This is a genomic window from Bradyrhizobium sp. BR 10289, assembly GCF_019455385.1.
In the GTDB taxonomy this organism is placed as follows: Bacteria; Pseudomonadota; Alphaproteobacteria; order Rhizobiales; family Xanthobacteraceae; genus Bradyrhizobium.
The window spans coordinates 1-18,634 of sequence record NZ_JACOFR010000032.1 but is presented as its reverse complement, the minus strand read 5'-3'; the positions used below and the strand labels follow the sequence as shown (position 1 = coordinate 18,634).

The following is an 18,634-nucleotide window of genomic DNA, read 5'->3' as shown; positions in this document are numbered from 1 at the left end:
CTAGAGCGCTGCCGCCGCCTTCGCGATGACGTCCGCGACGGCACCGGGCTGGGACAGCATGGGTACGTGCGAGCTGTTCAGCTCGAGCGTCTCGGCGTCCATCCGCCTCGCCGAGTCGCGCTTCATCGCCATGATATTCCTCCTGTGGTGTCGACCTGCGTTTCGACGCGGCGGCCGCGCCCGCCAGTATCGAACAGGAACGAACGTGAGGGCAGTTAAACGAGGTTAAAATCGCTCGCGCCGTCGTCGCCGGTTCGCCGCGATGGCCCGAGGTGATTCAACCGCCGCTGTGGCCGAGTATCTCCAGTCGCCTGACCACGACGCCGCCTTCCGCCAGCTCGGGCAGTAGGCCGAACCATTTCTGGACATAAGGCATCGCGTTATGGGCGTCGAAGTCGGCGCGGTTTGCGAAGACCTCGTAGAAGACGAAGCGGCCCGGCGTCGCGCGGTCCTCCTGGAGAAAGTAGACCAGGTTCTTGGGATCGCTGCGGACAAGCGCGACGAGCGGCAGCGTTGCCTCGCGAAGCGCGCGCTCCTTGCCCGGTTTGGCCCGGACTTCCGCGACAATCGAATAGGCTCCGTCGGAAATGGCGCGATAGCGAACGCCGTCGCGTTCCTCGGCAGCGGCCGACACCGCGCCGACGAGCGAAGCGGCAGCAGCGAGGACCGGGATCATTCGTTTCAGTGACATCATCGAGTTCATTCCTCTCTCCGATAAGCTCAGCTGTCGAATAGTTTCAGCCCCGCTGCTGACGGGCGCTGAGCGCGTCGGCGAAGCGTTTTTTCACCGGACCCAGCGCCTTGACGAACTCGAGCTGCTCTCCCTCCGGGCCCTTGCAGTAGATCAGCTCCCAGCCTTCCGAGAGGCCTTGCGTGATGCGATTGGTGTTCGTCTCCATCGGGGCGGCGCGGCGCTGCTGCTCCGATGTTACCGTAATCGTGCGATTGGCCCGCACCTGGGTCATGCCGCGGCGCGCGGATTCGGCCTCGAGGTCGTGAATGAACTTGTTGAAGTCGACGTCATCCCTCACGTAGAAGCAGATGTGCATGGAGCGCGGGTAGGCCGGGCTCATGTGATCGCGCGGCTCCGCGAAGCTGTCGCCGCTGCCCGACGGCTGGCTGGCGTCGCGATATTGCAAGAGCTCGATCACGACATTGTCGAACTGGACGAAGCGGACGTCGAGGCGCTGGGTGCCGCCCCTGAGATCGGGAACCCCGATCGTGCAGGGGTTGACGTGGCGCTCGCGCGCTTCGATCTCCTGATCGGTCAGCAACGTGTTGTGGATCGGTTCGCCCTTGAAGTCGCCGTCGCGGAAGATCTCGGTGCCGCCGAGCACTTCCGTGTAGAACTCGAAGGCGCGATCCATGTTCTGCACGGTCACGCCGAAATGTTGAACGCCTTGCAGGCGTGCGCCGAGCGGCGCGGAGTCGCGTGCAACCGAAGCGGTGCGCGGGGTGCCTTGGGCATTCGCAACCGACGGGACCGCTGCAGCCATTCCTGCCAGCATCGCTCCGGCCGTGAGAAGAATATCCCGGCGTCCTAGGTCGTTCGTGTCGAGGTTCGTCTCGTCACTCATCTTACGTCTCCATCGTTTCACCGACGTGCGGCGATCTGAAACTTGCTGGAGAACGGCGAGCTTTGCAGGTTAATTGAGGTAAATTCTGCCGTTGGTTTTGTGCCGCAAATTCTGCAGCCGAAGCCCGGCTGCACGGCTTTTCAAATCGCACGCGACGCGCCACGATGCCGCACCACCAGCATCGCCTTCGGAGGTCGCGGAGACCAAGCCGCCGATGCCGCGACGACACCGGCCGCAAGGCGCTTTCTCGCCGATCAGCTCGTCTCGTCCGGCAAGATCATCCAGGGGCTCGGCGTCGAGCCGGAATAGCGGATGGAAGCGGCACGGCGGATCGAGGCGATCGCTGCGCACCGGGAGGCGATGCGTCGAGCGCTATCGAGGCTTCAGAGCCTGCGCCGATATCTGATGCGGCGCAGTTGAATGCCCCCTGACTTACGTCGTGCACCGATGCCGATCTCCTGCGTCTCCCGATCGATGCGTCCCGCTTCCCATAAGCGGTCAAGGGATTTTGCGACTTCCAGCGTGTCCCCGCCGGAGAGGCGCTGAATCTGGGCGGCCGTCTGCCACTCGCTGTCCATCAGTTCCACCAGCCTCTCGTCGAGTCGACCGTTCCGTCCTTTATCCATGCTCGTCAAGGTTCTTGCGTGCTGCTGGTGATGTCGCTGAGAGCAGATACGTCATGGGAACACGGCAGGTTCAGCGCAGCATCGTCTCGGCGAGCTATGTCGCGATCTCAGCGTGCTCGTCAGAGCGTGATGGGCTGGTCATGACGCGAGAAGGGACCGCTGCGACAGCGGCCCCTTGTTTCGCTTACCAGCTCCGGGTGCCGAAGCTGAAGCCCACACTGGGGCCGCCGCCATAATAGCCGTAGCCGCGATCATAATATCCGGGGCCGCCGTAATATCCATAGCTGCGACGGACGACATAACCGTCATCGGCGTCGGAGTAACGTTGCACGTAACGCGGTCCGCGGGTCCGGAAGCACCGGCCATATTCGTTGCAGACGAGCCGCACCTGTTCGGTGGCGGATACATCCGTCGAGCCGGGCATGGTCGGATTCAGCGGAGCGGCCGTGGCGGCCGAGCCGCAAAGAACGGCTGCGAGAATTCCAAGTCCGATGGTCTTCATGGTCGTCTCTCCCTCAATGAATGAACTCAATCGATCTCTTCGATGATACGGCGCTCCTGCGGCTCGACGATGTACGTGCGGCTGTCCCGGTGGATGTAGCGGTACTCGCGCAGGCTCGGGGCGTCGCGATAGACTTCGTCGGGGAAGCTTTCGATCTCCACGCCTTCCGGTACGCGTTCGCCCGTGCGAATTTCGGTGCGAACCGTGCTGCCGGTGGTCTGCCGCTCGCGCTCGACGGGCCGCGCCTTGGCATGCTTGCGGATCACCTCGCGGTCGCGATCGCTGAAGGTCGTCTTGCGTGGCTCGGAACGCGCCGGCGCGGCTGCCGTCGAGCGTCCCGAATACGGCATCACCGCGACGATCTTGTAGCTGGAGGGCTCCACGATCACGATCTCGTCCTTCACCAGGACGAAGTCGTAACCGCGATACTGCGGCACGATCTCGACGACATCGGCCGGCAGCGGCTGAATGCGCACGTCCCTGGGCACCACGGTGCCGACCGACAGGGAGAAGTTCACGCTGGTCAGCGGCTGGACGTTGAGATGCGAGATCGATGAGCTGATGCGGGTGCGCTGCTGGTCATTGATGTTGACCGAAGCATTGACGTTGGTGTTCGACGATTGGCTGGCGGTATTCTGCTGGCTATTCGGCTGCTGCGCCGTGTTGGTCGAGCCACTGCCCGTTGGCGATTGGGCTTGATTGGTGTTCGAGGCCGGCGGATTCGCGCTCTGCGTTTGATTGCTCGACGGCGAGTTGGTCTGGGCCTGGGTGGGTGAGCTGCTCGCGGGTTGCGTTTGCGTGCTGCTCGTGTTGGTGCCGCTCGGAGCCGGCGCCTGCGTCTGGGCAGAGTTGGACGACGGGGTGGAGGTCTGTGCGGAGTTCGACGGCGTCGTGGCGGATGAGGAGGGCGTTGTGCTCGGCGCGGCCGGAGTCGCGGCGGACGTTGAGTTCTGCTGCTGCGACGTGGTGGGAGTCGAGGTCGACGAGCCCGGCGACGATTGAGCCAAGGCCGAAGTCGCGATCGCGAGGGCGGCTGTCGTGGTCAAGAATAAGCGGGTGTTCATGTTCATGCGAACCTCCTGAATGGCCCGCGACAACATCCGACCGGGTCATCGGTTCCTATTCGGGATAAAATGGCAATCGTGTTCGCGCAGCGGTGCGCTGCGATGAAGCGTCGGGGAAAATGGGGCGGGCCGATAGACCGGCTCAGGCCGGGCCCATGACCCAGGTCGATCGGGCGTCACCAAGTATCGGGAAAAAACGGCAGTTCATGGAACGATGATGAGATGTCGCAATTGAGCTTTCGTCTGGCATGTCCCCCGCAGGCCAGCAGCGCGGCTCCGGCTCTTATCTGCGCCCCCCGCACAGCCGGAGCCGCCCCAACTTCGTTGATGTCTGCTGGCCAGGATGGAACGCTCGTGCCGATCTTCCGCTATTTTCTGATCGTGGGAAGCGCATTGCTCACGTTGCTCTTGGCACTTGATGCCTGCCTGCCGAGGCCCGACGAGCCCGTCGAGCATGCTGACGTCGACCGGACCATCATTAGAATCCACTCGATCGGCAATCTTCCGGAGAAGATTGTTTTCGACACGTCTTCGCCTGCATTGATGTCGCCAAATGTGCTGACGGCCGAGCGGCCCGAGCCCGGCAATGCATTCGCGATGACGTCGGAGCCAGCGCCATCCGCGCCGCGAGCCACCGCGCCGGAGCCGGCGCCTCCTCGAAAGGTGCGCCATCAAAGCGCGCAGTGGCAGCATTCGGTCCGTCGGCAGCCTCAACGGCGGCTGGCCTTCGATCAGCATGACATTGCGCGATGGTGAGACTTATGGGAGGAACGATCCGATCGATTTGTCTGCCGCTCGGCTCGAGCGCTCCGCTGTGAAGCTGTTGCTCCAGTATCTCGAGCGAGCAAGACAGCTCCAGAAGCTGGCGACCAGCGAGGCCGATCCGGCATTCAGAGAGCAATTGCTGGAGCAGGCGCAGGCTTATCGAAAATTGGCGGCAAAACGAGCCAAGGATCATGCGCTTCCCGCACCCGATATTTCTTTCGATGGCCTCTAGTTGCTCGAATTGAAAGTGGCTGCCGCCTCCGGCATGATGGCCCCGGAGGCTCGCTTTGCTGTGTCATTGAAAAATCCGGCCGCAGTCGCTTCGATCGTTGCGGCGCTTCGGCACGTCTATGGTGACGAAGTCGCGCGCCTCATGCTGGTCGAAGGGATGAGCCTCGCCAATTTGATCGACGCGATGTTTTCTGCGCCACTGGCACATCGCGAGGCTGTTCGCGCGATCGCCGAGGGATTGGACGATTTCGCCATCTCGCCTGAGCTGGGTCCGATGTGGCACCTCAAATATATCTACGCTGATCGGCCCGGTTCCCTGCACGTCGTGGATATGGAGATCGCAACGCCAGACGGGACGCTGGCGAGCAAGGACGTCTGGCTTCGTCTGTCCTCATAGGCGGAGAGCGCTGAGGGCCGGATTGGCCCGGACCCCCGTTTAACGGTTTCTTAAGGCTGTCTATGCGGATTGTTCCCCGGGAATGCCAGGGGAGACTGCTCCCATGCTGAAGGACGGGACTTACGCAGCTTGGTTCAAGACGCCGCTCGATCAGGGCGCGGGCATTGTCCATGTCGCCGACGGCCAGATCTGGGGCCGCGACAGCCTGATGACGTATCACGGCACATGTCAGGTCGACGGCGATCGCTTCACCGCGACGGTGCGGACGAAACGTCATACCGAAGGACGCGTGACAATCTTCGGCGTCTATGACGAGCTCTCGCTGAACATCGAAGGAAGATGCGTTGGCAAGATCGCGACCTATACAGCAACGGCCGCCGAGGCGCCCGGCGTCGTCCTCCAGGGAACGCTCATTCTGACTGAACAGACGGTGGCGGCACCCGAACGGGCGGCGCAGCTTCCCGCCTTTAATCCGGACAAGCTTCCAAAGCTGCCGAAGCGCTCGCGCTGATCGCGGGCGAGGGCGCAGGGGCCCCTATCTCGGGATAGCGCCCTGGTCCGCAATTCTGCATCCGCAAGTCGCAGGACTCCCGCTTCTCAAACGGCTCTCGACCCGCCATTGTGCCGCCGCACCAGCATCACCTCCGGAGCAGCATCACATGTCGGACAAGGTCTCGCGTCGCCAGTTCGCGAAAATAGCGGGATTGTCCGCAGCCGGTGTCACCGGTCCCCTCGAACTCGCCGACGCCAAGCAGGCCACCGTGCCACGCAGCGCCAACGGTTTTCCGGCTGGCTTCGTCTGGGGCACGGCGACCTCGTCCTACCAGGTCGAGGGCGCGGTCAACGAGGACGGCCGAGGGGCCTCGATCTGGGACAAGTTTGTGCGCATCCCCGGCAAGATCGAGGACGGCACCACAGGCGACCGCGCCAACGAGCACTATCATCGCTACAAGGAAGACGTCGCCCTCATCAAGGACCTCGGCTGCAAGGCCTATCGCTTCTCGATCGCCTGGCCGCGGGTGTTTCCGGAGGGGGACGGCAAGCCGAACCCGAAGGGGCTCGACTTCTATAACCGCCTCATCGACGAGCTGCTGAAGAACGGCATCGAGCCGTGGGCGACGCTCTATCACTGGGACCTGCCGCAATCGCTCCAGGACCGTTTTGGCGGCTGGCGCTCGACCGAGACCTGCAAGATCTTTGGCGACTATGCGGGCTATGTCGCCGAGCGCCTGACCGATCGCGTCAGGAACGTGTTCACGCTAAACGAGAGCGGCCGTTTCGTGCAGTTCGGCTATGGCCTCGGCATCGATGCGCCCGGCGAGACCCTGCCGCAAGCTGAGGTCAACCAGATCAGGCACCACACCGCGCTCGCGCACGGGATCGCGGTACAGGCGGTGCGGGCGCGCGCCCGCCGCGGCACGCGGGTAGGGCCGGCCGAGAATATCGACGTCTGCGTTCCCGCGATCGACACGCCCGAGCATGTCCGCGCTGCCGAGATCGCGCTGCGCGAGATGAACGCCGGCTATCTCAACGTCATCATGACCGGGCAGTACACCGACGCCTTCCTGAAATACGCCGGGCCTAATGCGCCGAAATACACCGATGCCGAGCTGAAGATCATCGGATCGCCGGTCGATTTCCTCGGCCTCAACATCTATGCGCCGCAGAACTATGTGGTGCCGTCCGAGGAAGGCGCGGGCTTCATGCCGCTGCCAATCCCGAAATCGTTCCCGCACATGAGTTCGGACTGGCTCCGCATCGCGCCGGAGACGATCTACTGGGTGCCGAAGCTGGCCGCAAAGATATGGAAGACAGATGCGATCTACATCACCGAGAACGGCACGTCTGGCGACGATGTGGTGACGCAAGACGGCAAGATCTACGATACCGACCGCATCATGTATCTGCGCAACTACCTCGCCCAGCTGCAGCGCGCCACCGCCGAGGGCGTGCCGGTACGCGGCTATTTCCTCTGGAGCCTGATGGACAATTTCGAATGGGTGTTCGGGCTGAACAAGCGCTTCGGGCTGTACCATGTCAATTTCGACACGCAGGTGCGCACACCGAAACTCAGCGCGAGCTTCTACCGCAACGTGATCTCGAAGAACGCGGCGGGGGCGTAGCCCTTCTCCCTCTCCCCGTTCTTACGGGGAGAGGGTCGGGGTGAGGGGGTCTATCCGCGAGTCCGTCTGTCACCGTCCTTGCCGAGGCTCCCCCTTACCCGGATTTTCCGCTGCGCGTAAAATCCGGCCTCTCCCCGCACGCGGGGAGAGGCGAAGAGGAAGCACCCCGCATTGACTCGCCTCTCCCCCTGATCGAAAACCGTCCTTAACGTTCATAACAAGAGGACAACGTCCATGACCGACGCGCTGATCATCGATGCCTGCCGCACTCCGCGCGGCATCGGCAAGGCCGGCAAGGGAGCGCTGTCCGGCATTCATCCGCAGCAGCTGGGAGCGACCGTGCTGCGCGCGCTCGCGACACGCACCGGCATCAATACCGCCGATGTCGACGACATCGTCTGGGGTTGCAGCGCGCAGGTCGCGACCCAGAGCGGCGATCTCGGCCGCATGTCGGCGCTCGATGCCGGCTACGACGTGCGCGCCAGCGCCGTGACGCTGGACCGCTTTTGTGGCTCCGGCATCACCAGCGTCAACATGGCGGCAGCCTCGATCATGGCGGGCAGCGAAGATCTCGTCATCGCCGGCGGCTGCGAGATGATGTCGATGGAAGGACGTCGCGGCGGCGGTCCGATGATGATGGATAGCGGCAATCTGCGCCTGCGTGCGCGCCATCCGCAGTCGCACCAGGGCGTCTGCGCCGATGCGATCGCGACGCTAGAAGGCATCACGCGTCAGGACGTCGATGCGCTCGGCCTCGAGAGCCAGAAGCGCGCCGCGCAGGCGATTGCCGGCGGCCACTTCAACAAGAGCCTCGTGCCCGTACATCGCGAGGACGGCAGCCTCGCGCTCGACCATGAAGAATATCCGCGGCCGCAGACCACGATGGAGGGGCTGGCTGCGCTGAAGCCGGCATTCCCGGCGGTCGCCGACCATGCGCTGGACGACAGGGGCACGACCTATCGCGGCCTGATCCTGCAGAAGTACCCGGACCTCGATATCGACTTCATGCACCACGCCGGCAACTCGTCCGGCGTCGTCGACGGCGCTGCGGCGATCCTCCTGGCCTCGCCGTCCTATGCCAAGGCGCACGGCTTGAAGCCGCGCGCCCGCGTCGTGGCGATGGCCAATATGGGGGACTCGCCGACCCTGATGCTGAATGCGCCGGTGCCGGCGACGCGCAAGGTGCTGGCGAAAGCCGGGCTCACCATCGACGACATCGACCTGTTCGAGATCAACGAGGCCTTTGCCGTCGTTGCGGAAAAATATATCCGCGACCTCAAGCTCGACCGCGCCAAGGTCAACGTCAATGGCGGCTCGATCGCGCTCGGCCATCCCATCGGCGCCACCGGCTCGATCCTGATCGGCACGGTGCTCGACGAGCTCGAACGGCGTGACCTCAAGCGCGGTCTCGTCACCATGTGCGCGGCCGGCGGCATGGCGCCGGCGATCATCATCGAGCGGGTCTAGCTCGCCGCACCCCGTAAAAAGCAGGGAAAAACGTCGCAGGGCGACGATCCAGCCTTGTTTTTCAGGGTGAATCGCGACCGGTCTTTGGCAAAGAGGCCGGTCGTCGCTTGTCGAAAGCCTCGAATCAGCTTTAGCAAGGCAGCGTGCGGGCCTTTGAAACAAGGCAAAAACCGCTGCCCGAGGCTTCTCCCGTTCAGGAAGTGGCTAAAAAGCAGGGGTTTTTGCCACAGAGGGCCAAAAAAGCCCGTAAAATCGCGACAAAACTGTGCAGAAGGCTATAGGCCTTCGCCGGTTGGTCTAATATGCAGCCGTCACGAATCAGAGGAGACACGATGGCAACCCAACTTTCCAAATCGCAGCTGATCGAAAAGATCGCGACCGCTACCGAGCTTTCCAAGCGCGACGTCAAGAACGTCATGGAGACGCTCACGGACGTCGGCCACAAGGAGCTCAAGAAGAACGGCCTGTTCCTGGTGCCGGGCTTCGCAAAGTTCGTGGTCATCAAGAAGCCCGCGACCAAGGCGCGCAAGGGCACCAACCCGTTCACGGGTGAAGAGATGATGTTCAAGGCCAAGCCGGCCCGGAAGATCGTCCGCGCCCGCCCGGTCAAGGCCGCCAAGGACGCCGTGGCCTGATAACGCAAAGGCCCCCTCGATGAGAGGGGGCCTTCTGGTTTGAGTGACCGCGAGGGCTGAGGCGGAGGGGCCTCAGTTCTTGCGGCGCTTGACCCGAACAGGGATCGGCTGAAGCCGCGGCTCGGGTCCTGCAAGCGCATCGCGCACCCGGTCGATGGCCCAATCGAGCAATTGGCGTAGTCGCTGCGTCTTCCGCGAACGCTTTGCTTCTTCCAGCAGTTTCTTCATCGCTGTCACTCCGCCGCTTCGACCTTGGCCTCGACCGCCGGCTCGAGCGCCGCGGCGATGGCCTCGTCGACGCGCTCCAGCCAGATGAATTCGAGGTTGTCCCGCGCGCTCTTCGGGATGTCGTCATAGTCCCGCTTGTTGCGCGCCGGCAGCATCACACGCTTGAGGCCCGCGGCGGCGGCAGCCACCACCTTCTCCTTGATGCCACCGACCGGCAGCACCAGGCCGCGCAGCGAGATCTCGCCGGTCATCGCGGTGTCGCTGCGCACCGTACGATTGGTGAGCAGTGACGTCAGCGCCGTGAACATCGCAACGCCGGCGCTCGGCCCGTCCTTCGGGGTCGCACCCGCCGGAACGTGAACGTGGATGTCGCTCTTCTCGAACACGGACGGATCGATGCCGAGCTGCGGCGCCTTGCTCTTCACCAGCGTCAGCGCCGCCTGCACGCTCTCGCGCATGACCTCGCCGAGCTGGCCGGTCAGGATCATGCCGCCCTTGCCGGGGACGCGCGTCGCCTCGATGAACAGGATGTCGCCGCCGACAGGCGTCCAGGCGAGGCCGGTGGCCACGCCGGGCACGCTGGTACGCAGCGCGATCTCGCCTTCGAAGCGCGGCTGTCCCAGCACGTCGCCGATGTCCTTCACCGTCACCACGACCTTCGTCGCCGTGCCTTCGGCGATCCGCACCGCGGCATGCCGGAACACCTTGCCGATCTCGCGCTCGAGGTTACGCACGCCGGCCTCGCGGGTGTAACCCTTGACCACCAGCTTCAGCGCGTCCGGCTCGATCTGGGCCTGCTCGGCGGTGAGGCCGTTGGCCTCCAGCTGTCGCCGCACCAGGTAGCGCCGCGCGATCTCCAGCTTCTCGTCTTCCGTGTAACCGGCGAGGCTGATCAGCTCCATGCGGTCCAAGAGCGGACCCGGAATCTGGTCCAGCATGTTGGCGGTCGCGATGAAGACGACGCGCGACAGGTCGAAGGGCACGCCCAGATAATTGTCCCGGAACGTCCCGTTCTGCTCGGGGTCGAGCACCTCCAGCATGGCGGCGGAAGGGTCGCCCTGCACGCCGCGGCCCATCTTGTCGATCTCGTCCAGCATCATGACGCAGTTGCGTGCGCCCGCCTTCTTGATGCCCTGGATGATGTTGCCGGGCAGCGCGCCGATATAGGTGCGCCGGTGACCGCGGATCTCGGCCTCGTCATGCACGCCGCCGAGGCTGACGCGCACGAACGGGCGATCCATCGCGCGTGCGATGGACTGGCCGAGCGAGGTCTTGCCGACGCCGGGCGGGCCGACGAAGCACAGGATCGGGGCCTTCCCCTGCGGCGCCAGCTTGCGCACCGCCAGATATTCGATGATCCGGCTCTTGATCTTCTCCAGGCCGAAGTGATCGGCATCCAGGATGCGACGGGCTTCCGTGATGTCGATCGGCTTCTCCTCGGGCAGCGCCCAAGGCAGCTCGATCAGCCAGTCCAGATAGGTGCGGACCATGCCGGCTTCCCCGGCAGCCTCGGGCATGCGCTCGTAGCGGCGCAGCTCCTTCTTGGCATGTGCGTCCGCTTCCGGCGGCATGTTGGCCTTGGCGATGGCAGCCGTCAGCTCGGCGACCTCGGCCGCCTTGCCGTCGCCTTCACCCAGCTGGCGCTGAATGGTCGCCATCTGCTCGCGCAGGATCGCCTCGCGCTGCCGCTCGTCGAAAGAGGCCTTGGTCTTCTGGCCGATTTCATTGCTGAGGCGCAGCACCTCCAGCCGCTCGGCAAGGTGCTTGGACACCTTCTCGACGCGCAAGCCGAGGTCGATGGTCTCCAGCACCTCCTGCTTGTCCTGCGGCTTGATGTCCATGAACGAGGTCGCCAGGTCCGCCAGCGCGCCGGGCGCACTGGTGCCCTGGAACATCGCGGCCAGCTCGGGCGGCGCCTGCGGCAACAGCTCGATCGCCTCGATGGCCTGGCGCTGCAGGTTCAGCGCACCCGCCTCGATCTCGGGCGAGATCGCGGTCGGTTCGGGAATCTGTTGGAACCGTGCGACCGGGAACGGCGTCCCCGGCAGGAAGTCGAGGATGCGCGCGCGCTGCACGCCCTGACAGACGATGTGATGCGTGCCGTCGGGGGCGGTGATGTAGCGCACGATATTGGCGATGGTCGCGACCCGGTAGAGGTCGTCCGGGCCGGGCTCCTCGGTCTCGGGGCGGCGCTGCAGGACGATGCCGACCGGCCGCTGCTCGCGCAGCGCCTGCTGCGCGGCGGCGATGGACTTCGGCCGGCCGATCGCGATCGGCGCGATGGCGCCGGGAAACAGCACCATTTCGCGCACGGGGATGATGATCAGTGCGTCTTCGGGGATCTTCACGTCAGGATTCGCTTGTTCGGTATTCATCTGTTCGGTGGCCATGATCGACCTCAGGATTTGGCGAGGCGCAGCGCGACGCAGCCGTCCATCACGAAGCGGCTGATGGCATAGCGGCCAAGGGGCAGGGCAATCCGGCGCTCGAAGCGCCCTTGCGGCAGCTCGAGGCGGTGGATGCGCGCGTTGCGAAGCTCCGGCGGCAGCGTGCGCTGGCCGGAGACGACGAGGACGCCGTCATGGATGACCGTCTCGACATTGTCCGGATTGACGCCGGGAAGCGCGACCAGGATCAGAAGCTCATGCTCGGTCTCGAGCACGTCGATCGGCGGCTCCCAGCAGGATTCCTGGCGGCCGAACTGCTGGCGCATGCGTTCGCCGCGGGTCAGCTGGTCCAGGGCTTCGGACAGCATCCAGTCGAGGGGATTTTTGGGTGGCATGGCAAAACTCGGGGGAAGGCGCTGCGGGTTGGAAAGCGAGGATATGGGGATGGTTCCCGCAAATTCCAGCATCGCACGTTTGAGCATGCCTGCCTCTCGAACGGGTGCAGGCCCCTTGCGCTCAGACGCATCCGACGCCGCGAAACATGTTCCGCGGCGCCGGAGGCAACAATTGGGCGGGATCGTCGATCAGGCGGCTTCGCGGTACTCGGCCTCCGCTTCAAGGTTGATCACTGACGTTGCGAGCTCGGTCAGCGTGTGATCGGTGGCCTCTTCCTCGTCCAGCGTATCCTGGAGCAGGCGTGCTGCCTCTGGCATGCCGAGCTCCTCGGCCCAGGTGCGCAGCGTGCCGTAACGGGAAATCTCGTAATGCTCCACGGCTTGAGCCGCCGCGAGCAGGCCCGCGTCGAGCGCAGGGGCGTTCTTGAAGTCCTTCATGATCTCGGCGCCCTCGTCGGTGATGCCGTTGATCGCCTCGCACGGCTTGCCACGCGCGGGCTTGTCCAGCATCTTGAAGATCTGCTCAAGACGTTTGACCTGACCCTGCGTCTCCCGCAGATGCTTGTTGAAGGCGGCGGCAAGGTCCTTGGAATGGGCAGCCTTCGCCATCTTGGGCAGCGTCTTGATGATCTTGTTCTCCGCGAAATAGATGTCTTTCAGCGTTTCCAGAAACAGGTCGCTGAGCATCTTAGGTGCCTGACGCGGACGGCGCGATGCGGTCTTTTTCGCAGGCGCACGTTTCTTTGCTTTCTTAGCCATTGGTCCTCCTCTTGAGGCAACACGGGAAGGCACGCCCTTCCTCAATCCTCACGCGATCAAGAACTGGGATCGGCAAATGTTCCACGAAGCCCTGCACGAGCCGCTATGGGGCGAGGCTTGCCATCATCGCGATCGTCGTCGCGGTCTGCCCGCTCAGCATCCTGTGCCTTCGTCTCGGCTCACCTGATCGCTGAGCTCCGGCGCACCACAAATGGGTGCTGTCGCGCGTGCTCGGCATGCTGCTCGCGGCCTATTCGGTGCAGTTCGTCGTCAACGGAATTGCGGCCGTCCGGGCGAGCCTTTCCTGAAGCTGCGGCCATCCTTTAATCTGTTGATTTTGCGATCTAATTCTTAATGTAACGATACATCGAACGAGACGGCGTCAGATCCCGCCGCTTTCTCTTGCACTGCCATATTGCTTTGACGTACTTCCGGTCTAACAAACGCCATTGCCGGAAGGTCGAGATGAGATCGGGATGTCGATGACAGCGGACGAGCTCGCCAAGAGACAGGCCATCATCGACGCCTGCCGCCGCATGAATGCGCTCGGCATCAACCAGGGCACCTCGGGCAATATCAGCGTCCGGCATGGGGACGGGCTCCTGATCACGCCGACGAGCACGCCCTATGAGGCCATGACACCCGACCAGATCGTGGCCATGGCGATGGACGGTTCGCACGCGCCAGACCAGAAGCCATCCAGCGAGTGGCGCTTTCATCTGGACATCCTGAAGGCGCGCGCCGACGTCAACGCCGTCGTCCACGCCCACCCGACCTATTGCACCATCCTGGCGATCATGGGCATGGAGATCCCGCCCGTGCACTACATGATCGCGGCCGCCGGCGGCGACAGCATCCGCTGCGCGCCCTATGCGACGTTCGGCACGGCCGAACTGTCCGAACATGCGCTGCGCGCGCTGGAGGGCCGGCATGCCTGCCTGCTCGACCACCACGGTATGATCGCAGTCGGCAAGACGCTGGACAAGGCGATGTGGCTCGCCGTCGAGGTCGAGACGCTGGCGCGGCAATATCACGGCTGCCTCCAGATCGGGACGCCGCCGCTGCTGTCGAGCGAGGAGATCGAACGCGTCCGCCAGCGCATGGCCGGCTACGGCCTGTCGGAAGGTTAGGGCGGGCGGTGTTCGCGCGGATCAGACATCTCACCGATCGCAAGGCGTCCAACCGCGTCATGGTGCGGCTGCGCGCGCTGTTGCGCAGCAACGAGTTCTATCTGATCCCGCTCGCGCTGGTGATCGGCACGCTCGCCGGCGCGATCGTGACGCTGATGGCCGAGATCGCGCAGATCGCCCATGTCGTGATCTACGGCATTCCCATTGATGTGCGCCTCTCGGCCAACACCTATGTCAGTCCCTGGGCGGCGATGATCGCGCCCGCGCTGGGCGGTCTGTCGCTCGGCGTCATGGAATGGTGGCGGCGGCGGCTGAAGATCTCCAACGCCGTCGACCCGATCGAGGCCAATGCGCTGCGCGGGGGCAATCTGTCGATGCGCGACAGCGTGGTGGTGTCGAGCCAGACACTGATCTCGAATGGCTGCGGCGCCTCGGTCGGCTTGGAGGCCGGCTACACCCAGATCGGCTCCGGCATCGCCTCGCTGTTCGGCAAATTCTTCAATCTCCGCCGCAACGACCTCCGTCTGATCGTCGGCTGCGGTGCCGCCGCCGCCATCGCAGCCGCGTTCGGTGCGCCCATCACCGGGGCCTTCTACGCCTGCGAGCTGATCGTCGGCGTCTATTCGGTCGGCAGCGCCGCGCCGATCCTGGCGGCCTCGCTCGCCGGCGCGCTGACCGCGCAATGGCTCGGCGGCGCGCCGTACTCCCTCGAAATTCCCAAGGTCAGCGCCGTCGGCGTCGAGCAATATCTGGCGCTGATCGGGCTCGCGCTCGTTACCAGCGGCGTCGGCATCGCGGTGATGCGGTCGTCACCGATGTTCGAACGCCTGTTCGCCTGGCTGCCGGTCTGGCTCCGGCCGGTCGCCGGCGGCCTCATCGTCGGCGGCTTTGCCCTGGTGACGCCGCAGGTGCTGGCGGCCGGCCATGGCGCCATGGTGCTCGACCTTTTCCACGACATGACCATCAGCCTGATCGCCATCATCATCGCGTTGAAGGTGACGGCCTGCCTGATCTCGCTCGCCTCGGGCTTCCGCGGCGGTCTGTTCTTCGCCTCGCTGTTCGTCGGCAGCCTGATCGGAAAATTCTTCGCCGCGGTTCTCCTGCTCATCAGCCCGGACTTCGCGATCGACCCGCTGGTGGCGATGCTGACCGGCATGGCCACCCTCGGCGTTGCCATCGTCGGCGGCCCGCTGACCATGTCGTTCCTCGTGCTCGAGATGACCCGCAATGTCGACGTCACCGCCGTGGTGCTCGCGGGATGCATCGTCACCTCGATCTGCGTCCGCTTCATGTTCGGCCATTCCTTCTCGACCTGGCGCCTGCACTTGCGCGGCGAGACCATCCGAAGCGCCAACGACGTCGGCTGGCTGCGCAACCTCACCGTCGAGCGCCTGATGCGCTCCGACGTCGGCAAGGTGCCGTCGACCACGACCATCGCCGCCGCGCGCCGCGAATTCGCGCTCGGCTCGCGGCCCGGTGTCGTCATCGTCAACAATGCCGACGAATATGTCGGCCTCGTCCTGCTGCCTGATCTGTTCTCCAACGATCTCGACACCATCGCCGACGACATCCAGGTGATCGAGCTCGCCCGCCTGATCGACATCGTGCTGATCCCGGAAATGAACGTGAAGTCGGCGATGGCGGTATTCGACGAGGCCGAGGCCGAGATGTTGGCGGTGGTCGATTCCACCGACAGCCGCAAGGTCGTCGGCTTTCTCACCGAGACCTTCGCCCGCCGCCGCTACGTCGAAGAGATCGACAAGGCCACGCGCGGCGTGCTCGGGGCTTTGTCGTAATCACTCCAGCCGATCGACCTCCCGCAGCACCGGGAACAGTTTCATCCAGAGCAGCGCGATCGCAATCGTGCCGAGGCCGCCGAGGGCTGCCGCCGGCATCGCGCCGAGCAGGGCCGCTGCCATGCCGCTCTCGAATTCGCCGAGCTGGTTGGAGGCGTTGATGAAGAGGAAGTTGACCGCGCCGACGCGGCCGCGCATGGCATCGGGCGTTGTGAGCTGCACCAGCGCGACGCGGACGACGACGCTGATCGTGTCCGCGGCGCCCATCGCGGCGAGTGCGATGGTCGAGAGCCAGATGTTGCGCGAGAAGGCGAACACGAGCGTGGCAAGCCCGAAGGCGATCACCGCCTGGAACATGCGTAAGCCCGCGCGCCGGGTGATCGGATTGCGCGCGATCACCGCAGTCATCAGCAGCGCGCCGACCGCTGGTGCAGCGCGCATCACGCCGAGCGCCCAGGGGCCGGCCTGCAGGATGTCCTTGGCATAGATCGGCAGCAGCGCAGTGGCGCCGCCGAGCAGGACCGCGAACAGATCGAGCGAGATCGTGCCGAGGATCGCAGGATTGCTGCGAACGAAGTGCAGGCCGACGAACAGCCCGTCGACGCCCTCGTGCTCCGAGGGGGCGGCACGCTCGACCCGGATCATGCCGCTGAGGCCGCTCGCGACCAGCGACAGCAGCGCCATCAGCACGAACGGCGCGCTCGGTGCAATCGCATAAGCGAGCCCGCCAACGGCCGGACCGCCGATGGCCGCGACCTGCCAGGCCCCGGTCGAGAGCGCGGTTGCGCGTTGCAGCATGCCCTCAGGCGCGACCGCCGGCAGCAGCGCCGACGAGGCTGGACTCTCGAAGGCGCCGCATAATCCAAACACGGCGAGCACGATGAATATCTCGGCTGCGGTGAGCGTGCCCATCAACAGCCGTGCGGCGAGATAGCCGGCGGCCAGACCCTGCGTCAGCTCGCAAAGCTGGACGATGCGCCTGCGGTCGTGGCGGTCGGCCGCATGTCCGGCGACGAAGACGAGCAGGGCGCTCGGTATGAACTGTACGAGGCCGGCAAGGCCGAGATAGAAGGCGCTGCCGGTCAGCGCATAGATCTGCCAGCCGACCGCAACGGTTGCGACCTGATAGGAGAATTCCGACAGGGTTCGCGCGGCGATGTAGAGCAGCAGTGGAGGATGTCGCGACAGCGCGACGGGCGAGATGGGAAGTGTGGAAGCTTGGTCCAAGGCGGTGAACAATCATGGAAGCGGGACGGCGCGCGGCAAGCGCTGCCGTCCGCGCCGGCTATCGGCCTGGTTGAGGAGCAGACGCGACGAGGCAGGCCACGATCCGGCGGACCAGTGGCAGCACCATCAGCAACGTCGGAAAGGCGACGAGCCATGACAGCCCCCAGGCGCCCGGCCACGTCGCCAGGAACGCCGGCGTGGCGCCGAGGCTCCGCAGCGTCGAAATGACCGACACCACGGCTGTCATGAGGATGGACAGCACGAATGGCATCACGATCGGCGCATAGCGCGCCGGCAGTTTGCGAACCGCAATCATCTGATTTCTTTCGAGGAAAAGGACGCGTCAGTCACGGTGAACCCTGAAAATGGCATCGATCCCGACAGCGTCGGTTGATGCGTTGGTTCACGTGAACGCTTACGGCGACCGGGAAACGGCGCGCGGCTGTTCATTATCCGCTCAGGTTGCGTGGTGCAAGCTGGATCAGCGCGTTCGGTTTACAATCGTTCAAAGCGTGGCAGATTGCCGCGATCCTGAAACCATTCCAGTGGTTTGCCCGTTATCGACTGTTTGCTTATCACCTTTTGGGCGAGAACAAAGGAAAGTCAAAATGAGTGTTGGACCCATGATTTCCGTAGTTGGCCGCAAGGCGCTGGTGGCCTCCTTCGCCAGTCTCGCCCTGGTCACCGCCTCCACATCGCCGTCCGCCGCGGCGTCGTCCGGCGCACCTGTCAAGGCGGCCTTGGTCGGCCAGGCTGCGTCCGACGCTACCGATTTCAGCGCCGCCAAGCGCCGCTATGCGCGCCGCGGATCGAACGCCGCCGCCCTTGCGGTCATGGGCGCTGCGGCCGGCATCATCGGTGGGGCGATCGCCGAGAGCCGTCGCCGCGAGTATTACGAGAACCAATATTACTACGATCGCGGCCCGGCCTATGCACCCGGCGGCCCGTACTATGGTGGCCACGCGTATTACGGCGGTGGCGGCTACCGGCAGCCCTATGCCGGTGGCTGGACGCCTGCCTATCGCCAGGATCCGCGCGTCTGGGGCGACCCGCGTTATTGATGTGAGTTCGCGTAGCCCGGATGGAGCGCAGCGCAATCCGGGGCCGCTATCGCTTGTGTCGAGATTCACGGATTACGTGGAGCCTGCCACCGGGTCGGCGCGAAGTGCCGCCCGGTGGCGTCATTCGGGCTACAAGATCGTGCGCTGCCCGTCGGGCAAAACACGCGACTGCTGGGTCAATCGCGTTGCGCAAAAATATTCCGCTTTATCGAAATTCGGATTTGTCGTATGTATCGCCCATCCCGGCTCGATCTTGAGGGGCGA

At 64.4% G+C, this 18,634-nt stretch carries 23 protein-coding genes and 1 pseudogene; 12 read left to right on the top strand and 12 right to left on the bottom strand.

Annotation, left to right across the window (positions count from 1 at the left end; genetic code table 11):
• The 3 genes from HYH08_RS37765 to HYH08_RS33500 all read right to left on the bottom strand — a co-directional run bounded on the left by HYH08_RS37765 (position 1) and on the right by HYH08_RS33500 (position 1,577).
• Positions 1 to 132: a hypothetical protein gene (locus tag HYH08_RS37765; protein WP_283844193.1), complete on the bottom strand. Its 132-nt coding sequence runs from the start codon at positions 130 to 132 to the stop codon at positions 1 to 3.
• Positions 133 to 277: 145 nt separating this feature from the next.
• Entirely contained in the window at positions 278 to 694 is a 417-nt protein-coding gene (locus tag HYH08_RS33505; protein WP_228748254.1) for a putative quinol monooxygenase, read from the bottom strand.
• Positions 695 to 737: 43 nt separating this feature from the next.
• On the bottom strand, positions 738 to 1,577 hold the full coding sequence (locus HYH08_RS33500; protein ID WP_220014087.1) for a VOC family protein: 840 nt from the start codon (positions 1,575 to 1,577) through the stop codon (positions 738 to 740).
• 42 nt (positions 1,578 to 1,619) lie between these two features.
• On the opposite strand from HYH08_RS33500, the gene HYH08_RS33495 reads away from it, so the two are divergent.
• Positions 1,620 to 1,886: a hypothetical protein gene (locus HYH08_RS33495; protein WP_220014150.1), complete on the top strand. Its 267-nt coding sequence runs from the start codon at positions 1,620 to 1,622 to the stop codon at positions 1,884 to 1,886.
• A gap of 74 nt (positions 1,887 to 1,960) precedes the next feature.
• Here the strand turns inward: HYH08_RS33495 and HYH08_RS33490 are convergent, their stop codons facing one another.
• From HYH08_RS33490 to HYH08_RS33480, 3 genes are all read right to left on the bottom strand, one after another.
• Positions 1,961 to 2,164 (bottom strand): hypothetical protein, encoded by a 204-nt coding sequence (locus tag HYH08_RS33490; RefSeq protein ID WP_220014086.1) that lies wholly within the window; start codon positions 2,162 to 2,164, stop codon positions 1,961 to 1,963.
• 223 nt (positions 2,165 to 2,387) lie between these two features.
• Complete coding sequence (locus HYH08_RS33485) at positions 2,388 to 2,705, bottom strand: hypothetical protein (protein ID WP_220014085.1); 318 nt, start codon at positions 2,703 to 2,705, stop codon at positions 2,388 to 2,390.
• Between the two features lie 26 nt (positions 2,706 to 2,731).
• The gene (locus HYH08_RS33480) at positions 2,732 to 3,769 is read right to left on the bottom strand and encodes a DUF1236 domain-containing protein (protein WP_220014145.1); all 1,038 of its coding nucleotides are present in this window, start codon (positions 3,767 to 3,769) and stop codon (positions 2,732 to 2,734) included.
• A gap of 354 nt (positions 3,770 to 4,123) precedes the next feature.
• Here HYH08_RS33480 and HYH08_RS33475 point away from each other — a divergent pair, with 354 nt between their 5' ends.
• From HYH08_RS33475 to HYH08_RS33445, 7 genes are all read left to right on the top strand, one after another.
• The gene (locus HYH08_RS33475) at positions 4,124 to 4,525 is read left to right on the top strand and encodes a hypothetical protein (protein ID WP_220014084.1); all 402 of its coding nucleotides are present in this window, start codon (positions 4,124 to 4,126) and stop codon (positions 4,523 to 4,525) included.
• Positions 4,506 to 4,766, top strand: a complete 261-nt coding sequence (locus HYH08_RS33470; RefSeq protein WP_228748253.1) for a hypothetical protein — start codon at positions 4,506 to 4,508, stop codon at positions 4,764 to 4,766. Before HYH08_RS33475 ends, HYH08_RS33470 begins: the two co-directional genes overlap by 20 nt.
• 33 nt (positions 4,767 to 4,799) lie before the next feature.
• Positions 4,800 to 5,162, top strand: a complete 363-nt coding sequence (locus HYH08_RS33465; RefSeq protein ID WP_220014143.1) for a hypothetical protein — start codon at positions 4,800 to 4,802, stop codon at positions 5,160 to 5,162.
• Between the two features lie 103 nt (positions 5,163 to 5,265).
• Positions 5,266 to 5,673 carry a hypothetical protein gene (locus tag HYH08_RS33460; RefSeq protein ID WP_220014083.1) on the top strand — a complete coding sequence of 136 codons (408 nt, stop codon included), beginning with the start codon at positions 5,266 to 5,268 and terminating at the stop codon, positions 5,671 to 5,673.
• 148 nt (positions 5,674 to 5,821) lie between these two features.
• Entirely contained in the window at positions 5,822 to 7,285 is a 1,464-nt protein-coding gene (locus HYH08_RS33455) for a GH1 family beta-glucosidase (protein WP_220014082.1), read from the top strand.
• 234 nt (positions 7,286 to 7,519) lie between these two features.
• Positions 7,520 to 8,752 (top strand): acetyl-CoA C-acetyltransferase, encoded by a 1,233-nt coding sequence (locus HYH08_RS33450; protein WP_220014081.1) that lies wholly within the window; start codon positions 7,520 to 7,522, stop codon positions 8,750 to 8,752.
• A gap of 332 nt (positions 8,753 to 9,084) precedes the next feature.
• Positions 9,085 to 9,387 (top strand): HU family DNA-binding protein, encoded by a 303-nt coding sequence (locus HYH08_RS33445; protein ID WP_220014080.1) that lies wholly within the window; start codon positions 9,085 to 9,087, stop codon positions 9,385 to 9,387.
• Between the two features lie 72 nt (positions 9,388 to 9,459).
• Here HYH08_RS33445 and HYH08_RS33440 read toward each other — a convergent pair whose 3' ends face one another.
• The 4 genes from HYH08_RS33440 to HYH08_RS33425 form a co-directional block, all read right to left on the bottom strand.
• On the bottom strand, positions 9,460 to 9,615 hold the full coding sequence (locus HYH08_RS33440; RefSeq protein ID WP_220014079.1) for a hypothetical protein: 156 nt from the start codon (positions 9,613 to 9,615) through the stop codon (positions 9,460 to 9,462).
• A gap of 5 nt (positions 9,616 to 9,620) precedes the next feature.
• A complete protein-coding gene (gene lon / locus HYH08_RS33435) occupies positions 9,621 to 12,005 on the bottom strand; it encodes an endopeptidase La (RefSeq protein WP_220014078.1) in 2,385 nt (794 codons plus the stop codon).
• Between the two features lie 8 nt (positions 12,006 to 12,013).
• The gene (locus HYH08_RS33430; RefSeq protein ID WP_220014077.1) at positions 12,014 to 12,397 is read right to left on the bottom strand and encodes an Hsp20/alpha crystallin family protein; all 384 of its coding nucleotides are present in this window, start codon (positions 12,395 to 12,397) and stop codon (positions 12,014 to 12,016) included.
• 189 nt (positions 12,398 to 12,586) lie between these two features.
• Complete coding sequence (locus HYH08_RS33425) at positions 12,587 to 13,156, bottom strand: YciE/YciF ferroxidase family protein (protein ID WP_220014076.1); 570 nt, start codon at positions 13,154 to 13,156, stop codon at positions 12,587 to 12,589.
• A 104-nt stretch (positions 13,157 to 13,260) separates the two neighbouring features.
• Between HYH08_RS33425 and HYH08_RS37920 the strand changes: the two are divergent.
• From HYH08_RS37920 to HYH08_RS33410, 3 genes and pseudogenes are all read left to right on the top strand, one after another.
• A pseudogene (locus HYH08_RS37920) lies at positions 13,261 to 13,464 on the top strand (MarC family protein); the annotation flags it as partial.
• A 168-nt stretch (positions 13,465 to 13,632) separates the two neighbouring features.
• Positions 13,633 to 14,286 (top strand): L-fuculose-phosphate aldolase, encoded by a 654-nt coding sequence (locus HYH08_RS33415; protein WP_220014075.1) that lies wholly within the window; start codon positions 13,633 to 13,635, stop codon positions 14,284 to 14,286.
• Between the two features lie 8 nt (positions 14,287 to 14,294).
• Positions 14,295 to 16,082, top strand: a complete 1,788-nt coding sequence (locus HYH08_RS33410) for a chloride channel protein (RefSeq protein WP_220014074.1) — start codon at positions 14,295 to 14,297, stop codon at positions 16,080 to 16,082.
• On the opposite strand, the gene HYH08_RS33405 is transcribed toward HYH08_RS33410, so the two are convergent.
• Together HYH08_RS33405 and HYH08_RS33400 are read right to left on the bottom strand one after the other, a co-directional pair.
• Positions 16,083 to 17,309, bottom strand: a complete 1,227-nt coding sequence (locus tag HYH08_RS33405; protein ID WP_220014073.1) for an MFS transporter — start codon at positions 17,307 to 17,309, stop codon at positions 16,083 to 16,085.
• 58 nt (positions 17,310 to 17,367) lie between these two features.
• Complete coding sequence (locus HYH08_RS33400; RefSeq protein WP_220014072.1) at positions 17,368 to 17,625, bottom strand: DUF2798 domain-containing protein; 258 nt, start codon at positions 17,623 to 17,625, stop codon at positions 17,368 to 17,370.
• A 292-nt stretch (positions 17,626 to 17,917) separates the two neighbouring features.
• Between HYH08_RS33400 and HYH08_RS33395 the strand changes: the two genes are divergently transcribed.
• Positions 17,918 to 18,370 (top strand): hypothetical protein, encoded by a 453-nt coding sequence (locus tag HYH08_RS33395; RefSeq protein ID WP_228748252.1) that lies wholly within the window; start codon positions 17,918 to 17,920, stop codon positions 18,368 to 18,370.
• Positions 18,371 to 18,634 lie beyond the last annotated feature (264 nt).